The organism is Nocardiopsis sp. SBT366 (assembly GCF_001083815.1).
GTDB classification, from domain to species: domain Bacteria; phylum Actinomycetota; class Actinomycetes; order Streptosporangiales; family Streptosporangiaceae; genus Nocardiopsis; species Nocardiopsis prasina.
Genome location: NZ_LAVM01000007.1, coordinates 21,518 through 39,102, shown reverse-complemented (window position 1 = coordinate 39,102; position 17,585 = coordinate 21,518). Strand labels below are relative to the sequence as shown.

The window sequence follows — 17,585 nt, the reverse complement described above, 5'->3', positions numbered from 1 at the left end:
CGGTTTCCTGCGGCGCGGCAGGTCTCCCGGTGTGGGAGGGGCACCGGCTGTGGCCTTCCCGGTGCGGAGACGTCGCTCGAACCGGACAGGGCTGGCCGGAGAAGGAACCCCGAAGTGTGCAGGGCGGCGGGGGCCGGGGCCTACCGTGCCGGGGGTGCGGCGCCTCCACGAGAAGGTGAAACCGGAGACCGAGCAGCATGTACGGGAAGTGGCCGGACCCCGGAGGAAACAGGGGCCGCGCGCACCCGTGGGGAGTGTGATGGCGTGTGCGGCATGGGGCACGACGCCCGGTGGACACCGACCGTGGAAACGACGGAAGCGGGCTCCCGAGGGAACCCGCTTCCGCTTGATGTGGGCGATACAGGACTCGAACCTGTGACCCCTACCGTGTCGAGGTAGTGCTCTAGCCAACTGAGCTAATCGCCCTTATGGAAATGTGGTGCGCATGGAGCCGGAGACGGGAATCGAACCCGTGTGCAGGGATTTGCAGTCCCTTGCCTCAACCACTCGGCCACTCCGGCATACAAAGCACGGGGGAGCCGCGTGGCACCCATGCGTGCCTTACTCCGAGCGGACGACGGGATTCGAACCCGCGACCCTCACCTTGGCAAGGTGATGCTCTACCAGCTGAGCCACGTCCGCGTGTGTACGGGGTGTTGCCCCGAACCCGATTCGATTGTGCCACCCGGGGAGGCACAAGGCGAATCGTCTCGAGCGGACGACGGGATTCGAACCCGCGACCCTCACCTTGGCAAGGTGATGCTCTACCAGCTGAGCCACGTCCGCGCGGCGAGTGCGGTTGCGGGCCTCCGGAGCTTCCCGGTGCCGCGTCCCTCGCTGCGTTTAGAACTCTAGCGGAAGTTTCGGGGAAGTGCGAAATCGGTTCCGCGCAGGGGCTTTCGCGCCCTGCCCGTGGCAGGCCGGACCGGCCCGCCGCGGTGGCAGGAGCTACTTCTCCACGTGGGCGGGGGAGGACGGCATGTCGGGGCGCGGCGGGGCGGAGAGGTACTGGCCGACCCGCTCGATCACCTTGTTCATCTCGTAGGCGATGAGCCCCACGTCGCTGTCGGCGTCCGACATCAGGGCCATGCACGCGCCCTCGCCCGCGGCGGCCACGAAGAGGAAGGCCCGGTCCATCTCGATGATGCTCTGACGGATGTTCCCCGCGGAGAACTGCTTGCTGGCTCCCCCCGCGAGGCTGTGCAGACCGGAGGCGATCGCGGAGAGGTGTTCGGCGGCGGGCCGGTCGAGTCCGCTGGAGGTGGCCATGAGGAGGCCGTCAGTGGACAGCACGATGGCGTGTTGGGTGCCCGAGGCGCGGGTGAGGAGGTCGTCCAGCAGCCAGCTGAGTTCGCCGCGGGCGGTGCTCGGTGGGGTCATGTCTCTCTTCGCTGTGTCTGGTGCGGTCGTGGGCGAGGGGCACGCGCGTGCTGCGGGAGGCTCTGCGTGTACCGGCAGGGGGTGCGGCTGGGGGCGGCTGCCACCGGTCCCGCATAAGCGTTGCCCAGATGATAGTCATTCGTAACTTATCTGTCCGGCACGAGCCATCGTTTCAGGGTGGGCCGCTCCACGGGAGAAGCCACTCTGACCAGCGCCGACACCATGTGAAAACCCGTTGACTTACCGGACCGGAGGCCGGTGCCGGACAAGGGCCTTGCCAAGGTGGCGCCCCGGCGGGTAGGGCCGACAGTGTGATCACCAGGCGGGACGGACCGCGGAGGTGACAGGATTCGGGGTGTCACCGGCCCGACCAGGGGCCCAGAGAACGTGGGGGTTGGAAATGAGGGTGTGGATCGCGGGAGCCGGTCACGGCCGGGGTGCCGTGCTGGAGGAGAAGGACGCGCGGATCCCCGTGGCCGACCACGGGATCACCGTCGGCGACGGCGTCTTCGAGACGGTGCGCGCGCAGGACGGCCGTCCGTTCGCGCTCACCCGCCACCTGAAGCGGCTGGCGCGTTCCGCCCGTGGGCTTGGCATGGACGAGCCGGACCTGGAGCTGATCGCCGACGGCGTCGCCCAGGCGGTGGCGGCCAACCCGGAGATCACCGACGCCCGCGTGCGCATCACGGTCACGGACGGGGCCGGGCCGCTGGGTTCGGACCGGGGCCAGGGCGAGCAGACCGCCATCGTGGCCCTGGGTCCCTTCCCGGGTATCGCCCCCTCGACGGACGTGGCCCTGGCGCCCTGGCCCCGCAACGAGTTCGGCGCGCTGGCCGGGCTGAAGACGACCTCCTACGCCGACAATGTGCGCGCGCTCGCGTACGCGCGGCAAAGGGGCGCGAGCGAGGCGGTCTTCCGCAACATCTCGGGGAACCTGTGCGAGGGCACCGGCAGCAACGTCTTCGTGGTGCTCGACGGAAGGCTGGTCACCCCGCCGCTCTCGGCCGGTCCGCTGGCGGGCATCACCCGCGAACTGGTCCTGGAGTGGTTCGGCGGCGAGGAGGAGGACGTTCCCATGGAGCGACTCCCCGAGATCACCGAGGCCTTCCTGACCTCCACGGGCCGTGACGTCCAGGCGATCCTCAACATCGACGACCAGAAGGTGTTGACGGAGCCGGGCCCGGTCACGCGGAAGGCGATGGCAGTGTTCGCGGAGCGTTCCGCGGCCGACATCGACCCGTGACGGACGCCGCGCCGCGGTGAGGCGCGTGTGGACGCGAAACAGGGGACGGCGCCCCGGCGCCGTCCCCTTTGCGTTCCTGACCCCCGTGTACCTAGGAGTGGAGGTGCTGCTGGATCTCCTCGTCGAGGTCCACGAACTGGCCCTCCTGGCCGGCCGGGACGATCTCGTAGGTGCGGTGGAGGAACTCCGCCAGCGGTGAGACCTGGGTGTCGAACTCGGCCTGGCCGAAGGGCGAGGAGAGCGCGATGCTGACCGAGCGGTCGCCGCTCTCGTCCTTGGAGGGCCACACGCGGACGTCGCCCTCGCCGACGGGGCGGACGATGCCCACGGTGAGGAGCTCGCGCGCGAAGATCCACTCGACGGGGTTGTCCTCGCCGGTGTGGAACGCGACGCGGATCGCGTACGGGTCGTCAGCGCTGTAGTCGAGTCGCGCGACCAGGGGAACCGCGGTGCGCTCCGGGACCACGAGTCGCAGGCCCAGCTCGGCGGTGGCAGTGGTGTCGCTACTGTTCATGTTCGCCAAACCTTTTCTCGTCCGGCCCAGAGTCCTGGGGCGCGGGCCGGTTGCCGCCTCACTCGCTCCTACGCGGCTGTCCGCGGACTATGACGTGAGTACGGGAACTTTCTTGGTCGGTGGGACCGGAGATCTCGCTGCCCGCCCTGCGGGGCCAGCGCGCCGCTTGGCGGCACCACGATCCTTCGTCACTGTAATGACCAGGGGAAACCAAAGATTTCCCCATGTTGAGTGGCCCGTGTCACGCGGAGGTCGATCCGCGGTCGCCACGGGAGGGTTCACGGGGGCGGGAACTCCTACTCATTGCGGGGATCATGGCTGATGGGGGAGCCTCGTGGGAACCCGTTGACCAGCATATGTGACCTCGATCACGCAGCTATGCGCCCGCTGGGCGGGTTTGCGTGCGTCGAACACTCCGGAACATGCGCTAGAGTTTTTCTTGTCAGGCCGACGAGGCCGGACGGGGCAGCAACCCGGGGCGATTAGCTCAGTTGGCTAGAGCGCATCGTTCACACCGATGAGGTCACTGGTTCGAGTCCAGTATCGCCCACAGTAAAGAGGGGCCCGGTTCGTATCGCACGAACCGGGCCCCTCTTTTTTTGTTTTGGTCGGGTCAAGCTCGGGCAACGTGCGCGTATGCGTCCCCGTGCGGGTTTCGGAGCTGGTGAGGACCGGGAAAGGTGCCCACCCATTCGGGAGGTCAGTCCGGGGGAGCGGTGCGTCCACGGCGCGCGGCCCTGGCGGCCCTGCGCTCGCGGCGGCGCTCCAGGAGCTGGTCCTTGGTCCTCAACGCCCACTTCTCACCCCTGCGGGCCCACACTCGAGCGGGCCTCAGCAGCCGGTGCGCCCAGTGGAACTCGGTGCTGATGATGAGGAGTCCGAGGAGGATCGAGGCGATCCCCGGTCCGGGGACGACCAACATGACGACCCCGGCCAGGATGACCACGGTGCCCACCGTGCCGACCAGGAGGCGCCACGGCACGTGCAGGGCCGGGTGGGTGTGCATGCGTCTGCGGAACAGGCGGAGCCGTGCGCGCAGGCGCCTCCACCGTCGTACACGGGCATGGTGAGTGGGGGATGTCTCCGGGGCCGGTGGCCCGTTGGGTGGGCTCGGTGACATGCGCTCACAGTATTCGGTCGATGCGACTGGTGCTTTCGGGTCGGGCTGGGTTCGCTGGATCGGATGTCTGCTGATTCTCACCGATCTCACGGGTCGGATCAATGGTTCCTCCCAGGACGGTGGAGAAACCTCGGAAAACGTGATGATCCATGACAGAACCTTCCTATGTGCGCGGGTTCCTCCTCGTCAGAGGGTGGGAGGGCCGCCTCGCGGCTTCTTCGACAGGGACGGCCGGGGCGGCCGAATTCCACGACCGAATCACCACTGTTCTCCCTTGTGTGGACTTTCCCGCCGCCGCGTCGGAGTGGCCGGGCGCCTGTGGACAACCAGAAGCACCCTCCTTCCGGAGCCGATAGCATCGGGGGTGCGAAACACCCGGCCCCGCGCACGCTCGCGGGGCGGTTCGTGTCCACCACATCGACGTACATCCCTAGGAGTCACCGTGTCCGCCGCGTCTGAGCTGCACATCACCCTCGCCGGAACCCCGCGTGCGGTGGCGGCCACGACCACCGCGGGCCAGGCGCTGGAGGCGGACGGCAGGACCGTGATCGCCGCCCTGGTCAACGGTGAGCCCCGCGACCTGGCCTGGGAGCTCTCCGACGGCGACGCCGTCGAGCCGATCGCGATCGACTCCGAGGAGGGGCGGGCGATCCTGCGCCACTCCACCGCGCACGTCCTCGCCCAGGCCGTCCAGGAGCTCTTCCCCGAGGCCAAGCTGGGCATCGGCCCGCCCGTCGACAACGGCTTCTACTACGACTTCGACGTCGCCGAGCCCTTCACCCCCGCCGATCTCAAGGGCATCGAGAAGAAGATGCAGCAGATCATCAAGCAGGGGCAGCGCTTCGACCGCCGCGCCGTCTCCGACGACGACGCCCGCGCCGAGCTGGCCACCGAGCCCTACAAGCTGGAGCTGATCGGCCTCAAGGGCGGCGCGGCCGAGGCGGCCGAGGGCGCCTCCGCCGAGGTCGGCGCCGGTGAGCTCACCATCTACGACAACGTCCACCCGCGCACCGGCGAGCTGTGCTGGAAGGACCTGTGCCGTGGGCCGCACATCCCCACCACCAAGGTGATTCCGGCGTTCAAGCTCATGCGCACCGCCGCCGCCTACTGGCGCGGCAAGGAGACCAACCCGCAGCTCCAGCGCGTCTACGGCACCGCCTGGGAGACCAAGGACAGGCTCAAGGAGTACCTGGCCTTCCTGGAGGAGGCCGAGAAGCGCGACCACCGCAAGCTCGGCTCCGAGCTCGACCTCTTCTCCATCCCGGACGAGATCGGTTCCGGCCTGGCCGTCTTCCACCCCCGGGGCGGCATCATCCGCCGCGTGATGGAGGACTACTCCCGCAAGCGGCACGAGGAGAGCGGGTACGAGTTCGTCTACTCGCCGCACGCCACCAAGAGCGCCCTGTTCGAGAAGTCGGGGCACCTGGACTGGTACGCGGACGGCATGTACCCCCCCATGCAGCTCGACGGCGGTCAGGACTACTACCTGAAGCCGATGAACTGCCCGATGCACAACCTGATCTTCGACGCCCGTGGGCGCTCCTACCGTGAGCTGCCGCTGCGCATGTTCGAGTTCGGCACCGTGTACCGGTACGAGAAGTCCGGCGTGGTGCACGGCCTGACCCGCGCCCGCGGGTTCACCCAGGACGACGCCCACATCTACTGCACCCGCGAGCAGATGGCCGACGAGCTCGACTCGCTGCTCACCTTCGTGCTGGAGCTGCTGCGCGACTACGGCCTGGAGGACTTCTACCTGGAGCTGTCCACCAAGGACCCGGAGAAGTACGTCGGTGACGACGCCAGCTGGGAGGAGGCCACCGACACCCTGCGCCGGGCCGCCGAGAAGCAGGGCCTCGAACTGGTCCTGGACCCGGGCGGCGCCGCCTTCTACGGCCCGAAGATCTCCGTGCAGGCCAAGGACGCCATCGGTCGGACCTGGCAGATGTCCACCATCCAACTGGACTTCAACCTGCCCGAGCGCTTCGACCTGGAGTACACCGCCGCCGACGGCACCCGTCAGCGACCGGTGATGATCCACCGTGCCCTGTTCGGTTCCATCGAGCGGTTCTTCGCCGTCCTGCTGGAGCACTACGCCGGGGCGTTCCCGGCGTGGCTCGCCCCGGTGCAGGCGGTGGGCATCCCCATCGCCGACGAGCACGTCCCCTACCTCCAGGAGGTCGCCGCCAAGCTGCGCGCCGAGGGGATCCGGGTCGAGGTCGACTCCAGTGACGACCGGATGCAGAAGAAGATCCGCAACGCGCAGAAGCAGAAGGTCCCCTTCATGCTGCTGGCCGGTGACGAGGACATCAGCAAGGAGGCGGTCTCCTTCCGTTACCGCGACGGCTCCCAGAACAACGGTGTGCCCGTGGACGAGGCCGTGGCCGAGATCGTCGCCGCCGTCCGCGAGCGCCGCCCCTAGGGGCGGCGGAGCGCCGCCGCAGGGCGCGCGTACGCCGAGGACGAGAGGAGCGCCCGTCCCCCGTGTGGGGGCGGGCGCTCCGTCGTGGCGGGGAGGGGCCGGTCAGCCGCGCTCACGCGGGCTCTTCGGGTCCTGGTCGTCCTTGAAGAGGTCCTCACGGGAGATCTGCGCGGTGGCGTTGGGGTCCTGGGTGGTCTCCTCCTCGTCGTCGCGGAACAGGTCCGCGCGCGAGATGCGGTGCGTGGCGTTGGGGTCGCTCATGGGGTACTGCTCCTTGTGCGTTGGGGTACGCCGGATTTTATCGGCCCCCTGCGACAGGGGCGCACGCTCGGGGTCGTCGCTCAGGGCCGTGACCGGGTTCGGTGGTGTGGTTCAGGACCCGGCGGTGTCGTGCGCCCAGGCGCGGGCGGGCACCCGGCTGACCAGTTCGATCAGGTAGTCGGCCGCCGCCAGGGCGCGGTCGGGGTCCAGTCGTAGGGTCGCCCAGGTGAGGACGTGGCCGCCGGTGAAGCGCACCGGGAAGGAACGGGAACGGGAGTCCGAGAGCAGCCAGGAGGCGGTGTCGTGGTCCAGGACCGCTTCGGTGAAGCGGTCGTCGGAGCCGACGGTGTGGAAGGCCTCGGCGAACGAGCGGCGAACCTCCCCGGGCCCTCCGCTGGCGTCGAGGGAGACGGTGCGCGCCAGGTCGCGTCGGCGGATCTCCAGGTCGGATCCGGGTCCCGGGGTGTGCACGGCCACGACGCGGTGGGTGCGCCGTGGGCGCCCCACGCCGCGTCGCGCGTTCGGGTCGGAGTGGGTGAGTTCGAACATGGTGACCAGGTGCGCGCCGCGTCGGCCGGTGAGCACGTGCCGCACACGCGGGTCCGGGCCGTGCAGGGCGATGGGAAGGGTGGCCTCCTCCAGGGGGCGCGGGTGGTGTTCGGTGTAGTGCCATCCGTGTCCACGCGCCCAGCTCTGGAGCTCGGTGACCCGTTCCTTGCGAAAGTGCGCGGCGACCGTGATCGCCCCGGCCGACACCACGACGGCTACCAGGGCGATCAGGGACAGTGCGCCTTCCATCCGGTGTCTCCTCCGGTGGGGAACGGTGAAGCGGCCGGGGACCCGTGGCGGGCCCGCCGTGGCGGGCCGGGTCTCGGTGAGCCCGAAGAACAGGGGGCTCGCACCGGCCGTGTGACTCCATTCTGTGCTGCCTGACGGCCCTTGTCACCCCTTGGGCCGGTTACTCCGATGCGCTCGGGTGTGTGTACGCTCCGTGATCAGGGACCCGTTTCCGGCTTCTCGCGACCGTGGGCGCAGCCCCTGGGTCCCGAGTCGGGATCAGCCGCCCGGAGAACGGAAGCACTGCCCGGTACGGGTTCCGGGGTGTGGCTCCGTGGGGCTCCGGGGTGCGCTTTGTCCCCTGGCACGAGCCCCCCGCCTGTTCGGTGGCGCGGGGGGATGATGTCCGGAAGTGGCCAGCCGAGTCCTCGGAGAACCGGGTTCGAGTGTCGGCCGCCACCGACCTCAGGTGCACCGTGTGTAGTCAACGGAGAACTCCGCGTCCGCCACGCTGTAGCAGACCCCGACCGGCGGGGCACCGTCCACTTCGTCGACGTAACCGTTCTCGCGCACGACGAGGAGCCCGGTGTCCGGCGCTCCGCCGAACCCCACGGAGAAGCGGACACCGGCCTCGTCGACCTCCTCCACGGGGAAGTGACTGGGGGAGTGGTCCCCCTCCTCCGTGAGGACGGTGAACTGTTCCTTGGCGAACCCGTACTCGTACGAGGGATCCGGGTCGCCGTGGAACTCCCCCTGGAAGACCAGGGTCCCGTCCGGGGACCGTTCCGGGGCGAAGACGCTGATGGTGGCGCCGTCGCGGCCGGGGGCGCCCATGGTGAACTCGGCCCGTGCCTCCCGCGCCTGGGAGCCGTCTCCCCGTCTCTCGGTCCCCACCTCGTTGCGTCGTCCCGCGTTGACCGCCGTCTCGGTGGCCTCGGGAGGCGGCCAATGCCCGGTCCGGGCCGTCACGTCGCCACCCTCGTTCACGCCGGACATCCCGATCCGGTCGGGGGACTCTCCGGTGCCGCCGTGCCGTACGCCCACGACCGTGCCCGCCGTGACGACGGTGTCCACCGCCAGGACGGCCGCTCCTCGCCGAAGGAGACGCCGGTGCCGGGAGGCTCCGCTGACCGCGGCCGAGGACCACTCCTCGCGCACGATGCGGGTGGCCACGACACCGGTGTCCGGCACTCCGCGGCCGTTCCCCAGGACACCGAGGATCTCGTGCGGGGCGGGCCGGTACCCCGGGAGGGGGCTCAGGGACGCGTGCACCAGCGAGACCAGTTCCCGGGGCACGCCGTCCAGGTCGGCCTCACCTCGCATCACGCGGCGGACGACGGCCGCGGGGTCCCCTCGCCCGAAGGGGTTGCGCCCGGTCGCGCCGTAGGCGGTCAGCTGTCCCCAGGAGAACACGTCCGAGGCGGCCGTCGCGAGGGCTCCTCGGAAGCGTTCCGGGGCGATCCAGCCCGGGGTGCCCATCACGCCGCCGGTGTGCGCGGTGCCGTCCAGCGTCCCGGCGATGCCGAAGTCCAGGACCCTCGGGCCGTCGGGGGAGAGGATCACGTTGCTCGGTTTGAGGTCGCGGTGGATGACCCCGGCGGCGTGGATGTCGGCCAGGGCCGCCGCCATCCCCGCCGCGAGTCCGGTCAGGGTGCCACCGCGCAGCGGGCCGCCCCTCTCCACCTGATCCTTGAGCGTGGGCCCGTCCACGTAAGCGGTGGCGAGCCAGGGCACCTCCGCATGGGGTGCGGCCCCCGCGAAGCGAGGGACGAACGGGCTGCGCACCCGGCTCAGGGCGTCGACCTCCCTCGCGAACCGGGAACGGAACTCGGGTTCGTCCGCCAGTTCGGGGTGCACGGCCTTGACCGCGACGGGAGGGCCGATCCAGGGGCGCGCGAGGTAGACGGTGCCCATCCCCCCGGCGCCCAGCCGCCCGACCAGTCGGTGCGGTCCCAGCCGGGCCGGGTCGTGGGCGCTGAGAGGGCGCACGGTCGGGACCGTGCCGCGCCTACCCATGCCGCTCCTCCCGTTCGGGGAGACGGTGGTGGGACCAGGGCACCTGGCTGGCGCCGACGATCCGGTTCCGGGCCGGATCGGTCAAGGTCCGCGCGGACGGCTCGGAGGGCAGGAGGCCGTCGGAGTGGGGAGCGGGTGTCACTGTGTCGAAACCTCGGGGGTAGGGGTCCGAAAGCGAGCCTCATTCTCCCAGTGACCGGTCGGTCACACGCGAGGGGCTCCAGCACGGTTGACGCGCCGGAGCCCCGAAAAGTTCGGCTGAGGAGGGGTGCTAACGAGTGGTGGAGAGGAGGACGTTCGACTCGGAGGAGGGGAAGGAGAGTGCGCCCAGCTCCCGGTGCTGGGTGTCCCGGACCTTGACGGCCTGAGGTCCCTCCGCGACCTCTACGCAGTCTCCTCCCTGCTCGCCGCTGTAGCTGCTCTTGTGCCAGTTCTCAGTCATGTTCACTCCGCTTCAGATCCGTGAGGAGAGCCGCCCACTGCTGGTGGGGGAAGGACAAGGATCCAGACTCCCGGTGCTTGACAGCGTTCGTCCTCGCTCAGGCGAAGCTGTTTCGCTGAAGGCTCAGGCCTCGCGCGGCTAGGCTTGCGGCATGGCTCTCACACGTTTCTCCCTGGAGAACTATCGGTGTTTTCAGGCCCGTCAGGAAATCGAACTGGGCAAGGTCACCGTCATCCTGGGGAGGAACAACTCGGGTAAGAGCGCACTGGTCCGGGCCCCCCTGGTGTTCTCCACCGGGTTCGCGGCCAACTCGTCACTGCCCCTCGATCTGGAACAGCTTGGAGAGGGAGCCCCCTCGTTCCAGGACCTGGTCTACGCGGGCAGGCCACACGGCCGTGTTCGTCTCGGGTTCGGTTTTGGTGAGGCGGATGGCAGGACGGATGTCGAGGCCACGGTCCAGCATGTCGAGGAATGGCAGTCCCAAGTGGTCAGCGAACTCACCGTTCAGAGGGAGAACGCTTCCTACAGCCTCAGTTGGAGTCCGGGGGCTGAGGGCGAAGGGGGAGCCAAAACCTACGAGGTCGCGGTTGGTCCCGAGACCCCCGAGCGCTCCGCCACTCAGCAAGTCGAGTTCAAGGGCCTTTTCCCTGATCAGGCCTTCGCGTACGGGCACCTCGGTGAGTACACCGCACGCCACTTGGCGGAACTCTCTCCGGCCGCCGGACTCGACACTATCCGCTACCTCGGCCCTTACCGGGGCAGACCCTCGCGGATGCACCGAATCCCCGCCCGTGTTCCGGTGAACGTCGGTAGCAGCGGGGAGCACGCCATGGGCATTATCGCCGATGACCACCTGCGTCGGGGAAGTCATCTGGTTCGCGTCCTCAACGGCTACCTGGCACGTAACCTCCCAGGGTGGCGGCTGAAGGTGGCCGAACGGGGCAGCGGGATGTTCTCCGTCGAGCTGGTGACCACATCGTCGTCCCAGCCCATCACCGTGAACCTGGACGATGTTGGTACTGGCGTCACCCAGTTGCTTCCCATACTCGTACAACGGGCCCTTGACGAGGTGCGCGCGCCCGAGCGCGAGGTTCTGGAGATCGTCGAGGAACCCGAACTGCACCTGCACCCCTCCGCTCACGCTCTTGTCGCTGACCTCTTCCTGAACGCGGCGACAAGCCAGGGCTCACGTGTGCGTTTCCTCGTGGAGACCCACAGTGAGACCTTCCTCCTGCGATTGCGGCGCCGGATCGCTGAGGGCGCCATCCTGCCGGAGCAGGTCGCGGTGTACTTCGTCGAACACAACGGGGCCCGGTCCAACGTCCGCAGGATCGGTGTCGACCGCCTCGGCAACGTCGAGGGATGGCCTCGGGGTGTGTTCTCCGAGGACTTCGACGAGACTCAGGCCCTCGCGGCGGCACAGATGGAACAGCTGGATCGGACGGAGCCGCGTGCGCGTTGAGATCTCCCCCGAACTGTACGAGCACGAGGACGTAGCCTTCCAGCTCACGTCACTGCTCCGCCTGTTCGCCAGGGGAAAACACGAGTGGGTCATCCTGTCGGGGCATGTGGCGTTGGTGGTCGGCTACGTGGAGCGCAACGACCGCGCGGTCCTGCCCATCACTGCTGAGCTGGCACGGAAGGCGAGCGTGCGGGAGGCCTGGAACGATTCGGTGACAGACGGCGATGCGCGGTTCCCGCTGACCGGTGTCAAGGTCACCAAGGAGTCCCTGGAGAACGATCTGGCCGATCTCGAGCGCCCCGCCTACGTGGTGGTGGAGAACGAGATCTCCGACGGAGCCTTTCTCCGCGCCGTATGCCGTGTGTTCGGTTGCACTGACATCGTTCGGGCACTCGATCAGGGTTGGGCCGAGCTGGTGCACAGCGGTGGCGGCGGTCAGATCCCCCAGTTGGTCGAGGCAAGGGCAGGAAGGTTTCGCAGGACCGTTCGGGTGGCTGTGTTCATGGACAGTGACCGGTACCGCGCGGAGGAGAGGACCAAGTCCCACAAACTGGCGGACGAGGCCAGCGAACACGGCGCGCGTGTTCACGTGTTGAGATTGCGGGAGATCGAGAACTACGTCCCAGTACGGGTGCTTGAATCCCTGGGGTCGGGACACCAACACACGGTCCAGGTGGAGGCCTTCCAGCGGCTGGACCCCGAACAACGCGGATTCTTCGACATGAAGAAGGGCTTCGGCCTGGGCGTGGGGAATACGGCCAAGGGGCCTCATGCCAAGCACCAAGGGCTGTATGACGAGCTTCCCTCTGAGGTGCGTGACGTCCTCCGCAAAGGTTTCGGCCCGGAACTTGTCTCTAAACTTGGGGCCTTGGCCGACGCGGACGCTCTCACCGTGCACGACTTCGGTGGTGAAGAGGGCGAGACGACCAAGGAGCTGCGCGCACTACTCGGCATGCTTCGCAGGATTATCTAGGGGTGGGAGAAACAGTGGTGCAGGGCAGCAACGACATCCAGGTGCATCCGGAGATCCAGACCCTGGACACCGTTCTGGACTCCATCAAGAGGGGGGAACTGCGGATCCCCAAGTTCCAGCGGCCCTTCGTCTGGCGTCCCGAACAGATGACCACCCTCTTCGACAGTATCGAGAAGGGCTACCCGATCGGAAGTCTCCTCGTCTGGCAGACCAGCGAGGACATTCCCAGCCTCGGCTCGGTGGGCGGGATCGACGTGGCACCAGCGGAACCAGGACAGATGGTCTCCTACGTGCTCGACGGCCAGCAACGTCTGTCGACCCTCTTCGGATGCCTGCGTAGGACCGCGGACGCCCCCCACTCCTCGCACCAGAGCGACTGGATGTGGTGGGTCTACCGTGAGCTGGGCCGAACACGTGAGGGCAACAGTTACCGGCACTGGCGCAGTGCGGACCGACCGGTCCCCCCGAACTACCTGCCGCTGCGTTCGATCCCCCGAACGATGGACTTCCTCGCCTACGCCCGGGCCGTGCAGAAGGCGCTACCCGACCAGGCGGACGATCTGGTGGAGGCGGCCGAGGAAGTCGCGCAGCGGGTCAAGGGGTACAAGGTTCCCGTGGTGCGCCTGGTGGGCGGCTCCCTGGGGCAGGCGGTCGAGGTCTTCTCCCGGATCAACAGCAGCGGCCAGAAGATGACACCCGAGCAGATGGTGTCCGCGCTCACCTACTCCAACAACGGGGAGGAGAGTCTCGCCGACCGGGTGGAAGAGATCCAGGAGCGCATCGCCGCCGAGGGTTTCGGCGAGATCCCCACCACCACCATCTTCCAGACGGTCCTAGGGGTCGCGGGCGAGGAGGAGGTGCAGCAAACCCGTTGGGAACTGCTGGCACACCGGCTCGAACCGTATCTGGACCTGGCGGTCAAGGACGCGGACGGAGCACTGGCCAGGTCGGTGTCCTTCCTGCGCGACGAGGTTCCCGTGCCACTGGCCCGGCTGGTTCCCTACAACCTCCAGATCATGCTCCTGGGGGTGTTCTTTCATCATTGTCCCGAGCCGACACCCGAGCAGAGCTCGTCATTGGTCCGCTGGTTCTGGGCGACATCCTGGGCGGGTTCCTTCGCCGGGGCGACCAGCACCCAGGTACGCAACCACATCAAGGAGATGAAAGCGTTCGCTCTCGGCGAGGGAGAGCTGGGCATCGCCCACCTGACCGCCAGGTCCTTCCCTGACACCTTCGACTTCCGCAGCGCCCGTGCCCGCATCTTCATCCTGTGGGAGCTTCGCCGCTTCCCCCTGCGGGTGAACCTGGACGGGACTCCGGTCGATCCGGTTGAGCCGCTCTCCCGCTCCCACACCGAAACCTACCGACATGTGGTGACCCGACCCAGGACCGAAGGTAGGTCCAACCCGGGGAACCGGCTGATCCTGACCTCCAAGCCAGGGGTGTCCCTGCGCAACGCCCTGGCGCAGTACACCGGCCCGGTGGACAGGATCATCGAGTCGCACGGCATTCCCGCGGAGGCCTTCGAACGGCTCAGGCAAGGGGACGACGAGGGGTTCATCCGCCTTCGAGCCGAGTACCTGGCCTCTCTGGAACAGGAGTTCATGGACGAGATCGGTGTCCAGCACTCGGGATCCCTTGTCGGTGAGACCGACATCGACACCGAATGAGAACGCGGCCCCGGGGACGTCGTCCGGGTGGAGACGGCGCTGACCGGGGCCGCGGGTCGATTCACCTAGGCGGGCAGGCCGAGCTCGCGGGCGATCAGCATCTTCTGCACCTCGCTGGTGCCCTCACCGATCTCCAGGATCTTGGCGTCCCGGTAGAAGCGGCCCACGGCGTAGTCGTTCATGAAGCCGTAGCCGCCGAACACCTGCGTGGCGTCGCGGGCGTTGTCCATCGCCGCGTTGGAGGCGATCAGTTTGGCGATGGCCGCCTCCTTCTTGAACGGCTCACCGGCCAGCATCCGGGAGGCCGCGTCGTAGTAGGCCAGGCGGGCGCCGTATGCGCGGGCCTCCATCTCGGCGATCTTGAACTGGATCGCCTGGTAGCGGCCGATGCTGTTCCCGAAGGCCTGCCGCTGGTGGGCGTAGCGCACGCTCTCGTCCACACAGCCCTGCGCCAGCCCCACCGAGAGCGCCGCGATCGCGATGCGGCCCTCGTCCAGGATGCGCAGGAACTGGGCGTAGCCCCGGCCGCGCTCACCGACCAGGTTGGCCTCGGGCACCCGGCAGTCCTCGAAGACCAGCTCGTTGGTGTCCGAGGCGTTCCAGCCGACCTTGGAGTACTTCTGGCCGACGGAGAAGCCGGGCGTGCCGCTGGGAACGAGGATCGACGAGATCTCCGGGCGCCCGTCCTCACGCCTGCCGGTCACGGCGGTCACGGTGACCAGGGCGGTGATGTCGGTACCCGAGTTGGTGATGAACGACTTGGTCCCGTTGATCACCCACTGGCCGTCCTCCAGACGTGCGGTGGTCCTCGTCGCTCCGGCGTCGGAACCACCGTCGGGCTCGGTCAGACCGAAGGCGCCGAGGGCCTCGCCCGAGGTCAGCCTGGGCAGGTAGGTCTTCTTCTGCTCCTCGGTGCCGAAGCGGTGGATCGGCATCGCGCCCAGGGACACACCGGCCTCGAGGGTGATGGCCACGGAGGAGTCCACCCGCGCCAGCTCCTCCAGGGCCAGACACAGGGAGAAGTAGTCGCCGCCCATGCCGCCGTGCTCCTCGGGGAACGGCAGCCCGAACAGGCCCATCTGACCCATCTTGGCGACGATGTCGTACGGGAAGGCGCCCCGCTCGTAGAAGTCGCCGATCACCGGCGCGACCTCGGTCTGGGCGAAGGTCTCCACGGCGGCCCGGAGGTCGGCGTGCTCGGTCGAGAGTTCGTGGCGGTTCATCGCTGCTCCTGGGAAAGGGTGGCGGCCGGGTCCTCGGCCGACGCGGAGAGGGGTTCGACGGTGACCAGGACCGCGTCCATGGGCACCGACACCCCGGGGCGGACCGCCACGGTGGCGACGGTCCCGTCAACGGGTGAGGGCACGGAGTGCTCCATCTTCATCGCCTCGACCACGGCGAGGGTGGTCCCGGCGCAGACCTCCTGGCCCACCGTGACCGGGACGTCGAGCACGGTGCCCGGCATGGGGCTGCGCACGGTGCCGTCGGCGGCGGCGTCGTCCTCGCGCAGGGCGGCGGCCACCGGTTCCTCGTGCAGGCTCCACGCCGCGCCGCCGAGCCCCAGCCAGCGGTGGTCCGTTCCGGGCTCGTCGGCACGGGCGTAGGTGACGGTGCCGCTGGAGTCGGTGACGGTGAGCCGGGTCCCGTCGGCGGAGCGGTGGCCCCTGAGGGCGACGGGGGCGTGGTCCTCCAGCTGGACCAGGTAGTGCCCGGCCGGCCCGTCGCGCCGCACCCGCACCACGGCGGCCCCGTGCCCGGGCGCGCGCAGCCGCCACGGGGTCCAGGCGGGACCGCCCATGCGCCAGCCGTCCGGGACGGCGAAGCGGTCGGGGTCCGGCGGGCCCTCCAGGTCCAGTTGGTGGTCCAGGGCGGCCGCCGCGTACACGGCGGGAAGCAGGTCGGGGGCGCCCTCGGGCGGGTCGGTGGCGATGAGGTCGGTGCTCAGGTCCCCGGCGACCACGCGGGGGTGGCGCAGCAGCCGTCGCAGGTAGGCGGTGTTGGTCACGCAGCCGAGGAGCGTGTGGGCGGCCAGGGCGGCGTCCATCCGCCGCAGGGCCTCGGCGCGGTCCGCGCCCCAGGTGATGACCTTGGCCAGCATGGGGTCGAAGTCCGAGGTCACCGCCCCGCCCTGGGCGATCCCCGAGTCCACTCGCACGTGGGGCCCGGAGGGCTCCTCCAGGAGGAGGATCGGCCCGCCCGAGGGCAGGAAGCCCCGGTCGGCGTCCTCGGCGTACACGCGGGACTCGATCGCGTGCCCGATCCAGGAGACGTCCTCCTGGGCGAAGGGCAGCGCGTCCCCGTAGGCGACGCGGACCTGGAGCTCCACCAGGTCGACGCCGCGTTCACCGCGCAGGGCCACGACCTCCTCGGTGACCGGGTGCTCGACCTGGAGGCGCGTGTTCATCTCCAGGAACGAGTAGGACAGTTCGCCGCCGGGTCCGGTCTCGGCGATGAACTCCACCGTGCCCGCGCCCACGTAGCCGCAGGAGCGGGCGGCGGCCACCGCGGCCTCGCCCATGGCGGCGCGTTGGGCTTCGCTGAGCAGCGGGGAGGGGGCCTCCTCCACCACCTTCTGGTGGCGGCGCTGGAGGCTGCACTCGCGTTCGCCCAGGTGGAGGACGTTGCCGTGGCCGTCGGCCAGGACCTGCACCTCGATGTGGCGCGGCCGCTGGACCAGCTTCTCCACCAGCAGGGTCGAGTCGCCGAAGGAGGCCAGCGCCTCGCGCCGGGCGGCGGCGGCGTCGGCGACCAGGGTGTCGGGCGAGCGCACCTCCCGCATGCCCTTGCCGCCGCCCCCGGCGGAGGGCTTGATCAGCAGCGGGTAGCCGGTCTCCTCGGCGGCGCGCAGCAGGGCGTCGTCGTCCATCGGCTGACCGGGCTTCTCGGTGAATCCGCCCAGTACCGGCACGCCGGCGGCGGCCACGGTGTCCTTGGCGCGGATCTTGTCGCCCATGGCCTCGATCGCCGAGGCGGGCGGGCCCACGAAGACCAGCCCGGCGTCCACGCAGGCGCGGGCGAACCCGGCGTTCTCGGACAGGAAACCGTACCCGGGGTGCACCCCGGTGGCCCCGCAGTCCAGGGCCAGGGCGACGATTCCGTCGGCGTCCAGGTAGTGGTCGACCCGCAGCGCCACGTCGGCGGCGAGGGTGTGCGGAGCCCCGGAGTCGGCGTCGGTGTACACGGCGGCCGGGCTGACGCCCATGCGGCGCAGGGTGCGGATGACGCGCAGCGCGATCTCGCCCCGGTTGGCGACCAGGACGCGCGTGACACTTCCGCGCGACGCGGTGGTCTGTGGTGTGGTGGTCAAG

14 protein-coding genes and 5 tRNA genes are annotated in these 17,585 nt (G+C 69.2%); 6 read left to right on the top strand and 13 right to left on the bottom strand.

What is annotated here, in order from left to right; genetic code table 11:
- Positions 1 to 352 precede the first annotated feature (352 nt).
- The 5 genes from ADX84_RS03350 to ADX84_RS03330 all read right to left on the bottom strand — a co-directional run bounded on the left by ADX84_RS03350 (position 353) and on the right by ADX84_RS03330 (position 1,380).
- A tRNA-Val gene (locus ADX84_RS03350) sits at positions 353 to 426 on the bottom strand.
- A 20-nt stretch (positions 427 to 446) separates the two neighbouring features.
- A tRNA-Cys gene (locus ADX84_RS03345) sits at positions 447 to 521 on the bottom strand.
- A 48-nt stretch (positions 522 to 569) separates the two neighbouring features.
- Positions 570 to 642 (bottom strand) — tRNA-Gly (locus ADX84_RS03340).
- Positions 643 to 713: 71 nt separating this feature from the next.
- A tRNA-Gly gene (locus tag ADX84_RS03335) sits at positions 714 to 786 on the bottom strand.
- A gap of 162 nt (positions 787 to 948) precedes the next feature.
- A complete protein-coding gene (locus ADX84_RS03330; protein ID WP_049567257.1) occupies positions 949 to 1,380 on the bottom strand; it encodes a roadblock/LC7 domain-containing protein in 432 nt (143 codons plus the stop codon).
- 400 nt (positions 1,381 to 1,780) lie between these two features.
- On the opposite strand from ADX84_RS03330, the gene ADX84_RS03325 reads away from it, so the two are divergent.
- Positions 1,781 to 2,623, top strand: a complete 843-nt coding sequence (locus ADX84_RS03325) for an aminotransferase class IV (RefSeq protein WP_049567255.1) — start codon at positions 1,781 to 1,783, stop codon at positions 2,621 to 2,623.
- Positions 2,624 to 2,714: 91 nt separating this feature from the next.
- Here the strand turns inward: ADX84_RS03325 and ADX84_RS03320 are convergent, their stop codons facing one another.
- A complete protein-coding gene (locus tag ADX84_RS03320) occupies positions 2,715 to 3,137 on the bottom strand; it encodes an SsgA family sporulation/cell division regulator (protein WP_017546787.1) in 423 nt (140 codons plus the stop codon).
- 476 nt (positions 3,138 to 3,613) lie between these two features.
- Between ADX84_RS03320 and ADX84_RS03315 the strand changes: the two genes are divergently transcribed.
- Positions 3,614 to 3,687: transfer RNA gene (locus tag ADX84_RS03315), tRNA-Val, on the top strand.
- A 150-nt stretch (positions 3,688 to 3,837) separates the two neighbouring features.
- Here the strand turns inward: ADX84_RS03315 and ADX84_RS03310 are convergent.
- Entirely contained in the window at positions 3,838 to 4,143 is a 306-nt protein-coding gene (locus ADX84_RS03310) for a PGPGW domain-containing protein (protein ID WP_199776458.1), read from the bottom strand.
- Between the two features lie 556 nt (positions 4,144 to 4,699).
- Here ADX84_RS03310 and thrS point away from each other — a divergent pair.
- Positions 4,700 to 6,676 (top strand): threonine--tRNA ligase, encoded by a 1,977-nt coding sequence (gene thrS / locus ADX84_RS03305; protein WP_049567252.1) that lies wholly within the window; start codon positions 4,700 to 4,702, stop codon positions 6,674 to 6,676.
- 102 nt (positions 6,677 to 6,778) lie between these two features.
- On the opposite strand, the gene ADX84_RS26245 is transcribed toward thrS, so the two are convergent.
- From ADX84_RS26245 to ADX84_RS25240, 4 genes are all read right to left on the bottom strand, one after another.
- The gene (locus ADX84_RS26245; protein ID WP_199776457.1) at positions 6,779 to 6,937 is read right to left on the bottom strand and encodes a hypothetical protein; all 159 of its coding nucleotides are present in this window, start codon (positions 6,935 to 6,937) and stop codon (positions 6,779 to 6,781) included.
- A 111-nt stretch (positions 6,938 to 7,048) separates the two neighbouring features.
- Positions 7,049 to 7,735: a hypothetical protein gene (locus tag ADX84_RS03300; RefSeq protein WP_049567249.1), complete on the bottom strand. Its 687-nt coding sequence runs from the start codon at positions 7,733 to 7,735 to the stop codon at positions 7,049 to 7,051.
- Positions 7,736 to 8,179: 444 nt separating this feature from the next.
- The gene (locus ADX84_RS25920; protein WP_156208018.1) at positions 8,180 to 9,730 is read right to left on the bottom strand and encodes a serine/threonine-protein kinase; all 1,551 of its coding nucleotides are present in this window, start codon (positions 9,728 to 9,730) and stop codon (positions 8,180 to 8,182) included.
- Positions 9,731 to 10,001: 271 nt separating this feature from the next.
- Positions 10,002 to 10,172, bottom strand: a complete 171-nt coding sequence (locus tag ADX84_RS25240) for a DUF397 domain-containing protein (protein WP_082206271.1) — start codon at positions 10,170 to 10,172, stop codon at positions 10,002 to 10,004.
- A 151-nt stretch (positions 10,173 to 10,323) separates the two neighbouring features.
- Here ADX84_RS25240 and ADX84_RS03290 point away from each other — a divergent pair, with 151 nt between their 5' ends.
- The 3 genes from ADX84_RS03290 to ADX84_RS03280 are packed head-to-tail and all read left to right on the top strand — an operon-like array spanning position 10,324 to position 14,277.
- Complete coding sequence (locus ADX84_RS03290) at positions 10,324 to 11,634, top strand: DUF3696 domain-containing protein (RefSeq protein ID WP_049567247.1); 1,311 nt, start codon at positions 10,324 to 10,326, stop codon at positions 11,632 to 11,634.
- Positions 11,624 to 12,607 carry a hypothetical protein gene (locus ADX84_RS03285; protein ID WP_049567240.1) on the top strand — a complete coding sequence of 328 codons (984 nt, stop codon included), beginning with the start codon at positions 11,624 to 11,626 and terminating at the stop codon, positions 12,605 to 12,607. The genes ADX84_RS03290 and ADX84_RS03285 overlap by 11 nt, the downstream gene beginning before the upstream one ends.
- A 2-nt stretch (positions 12,608 to 12,609) precedes the next feature.
- Positions 12,610 to 14,277 carry a DUF262 domain-containing protein gene (locus tag ADX84_RS03280; RefSeq protein WP_049567237.1) on the top strand — a complete coding sequence of 556 codons (1,668 nt, stop codon included), beginning with the start codon at positions 12,610 to 12,612 and terminating at the stop codon, positions 14,275 to 14,277.
- 65 nt (positions 14,278 to 14,342) lie between these two features.
- Here the strand turns inward: ADX84_RS03280 and ADX84_RS03275 are convergent, their stop codons facing one another.
- Together ADX84_RS03275 and ADX84_RS03270 are read right to left on the bottom strand one after the other, a co-directional pair.
- A complete protein-coding gene (locus ADX84_RS03275) occupies positions 14,343 to 15,500 on the bottom strand; it encodes an acyl-CoA dehydrogenase family protein (protein ID WP_049567229.1) in 1,158 nt (385 codons plus the stop codon).
- On the bottom strand, positions 15,497 to 17,584 hold the full coding sequence (locus ADX84_RS03270; protein ID WP_049567226.1) for a biotin carboxylase N-terminal domain-containing protein: 2,088 nt from the start codon (positions 17,582 to 17,584) through the stop codon (positions 15,497 to 15,499). Before ADX84_RS03270 ends, ADX84_RS03275 begins: the two co-directional genes overlap by 4 nt.
- Position 17,585 lies beyond the last annotated feature (1 nt).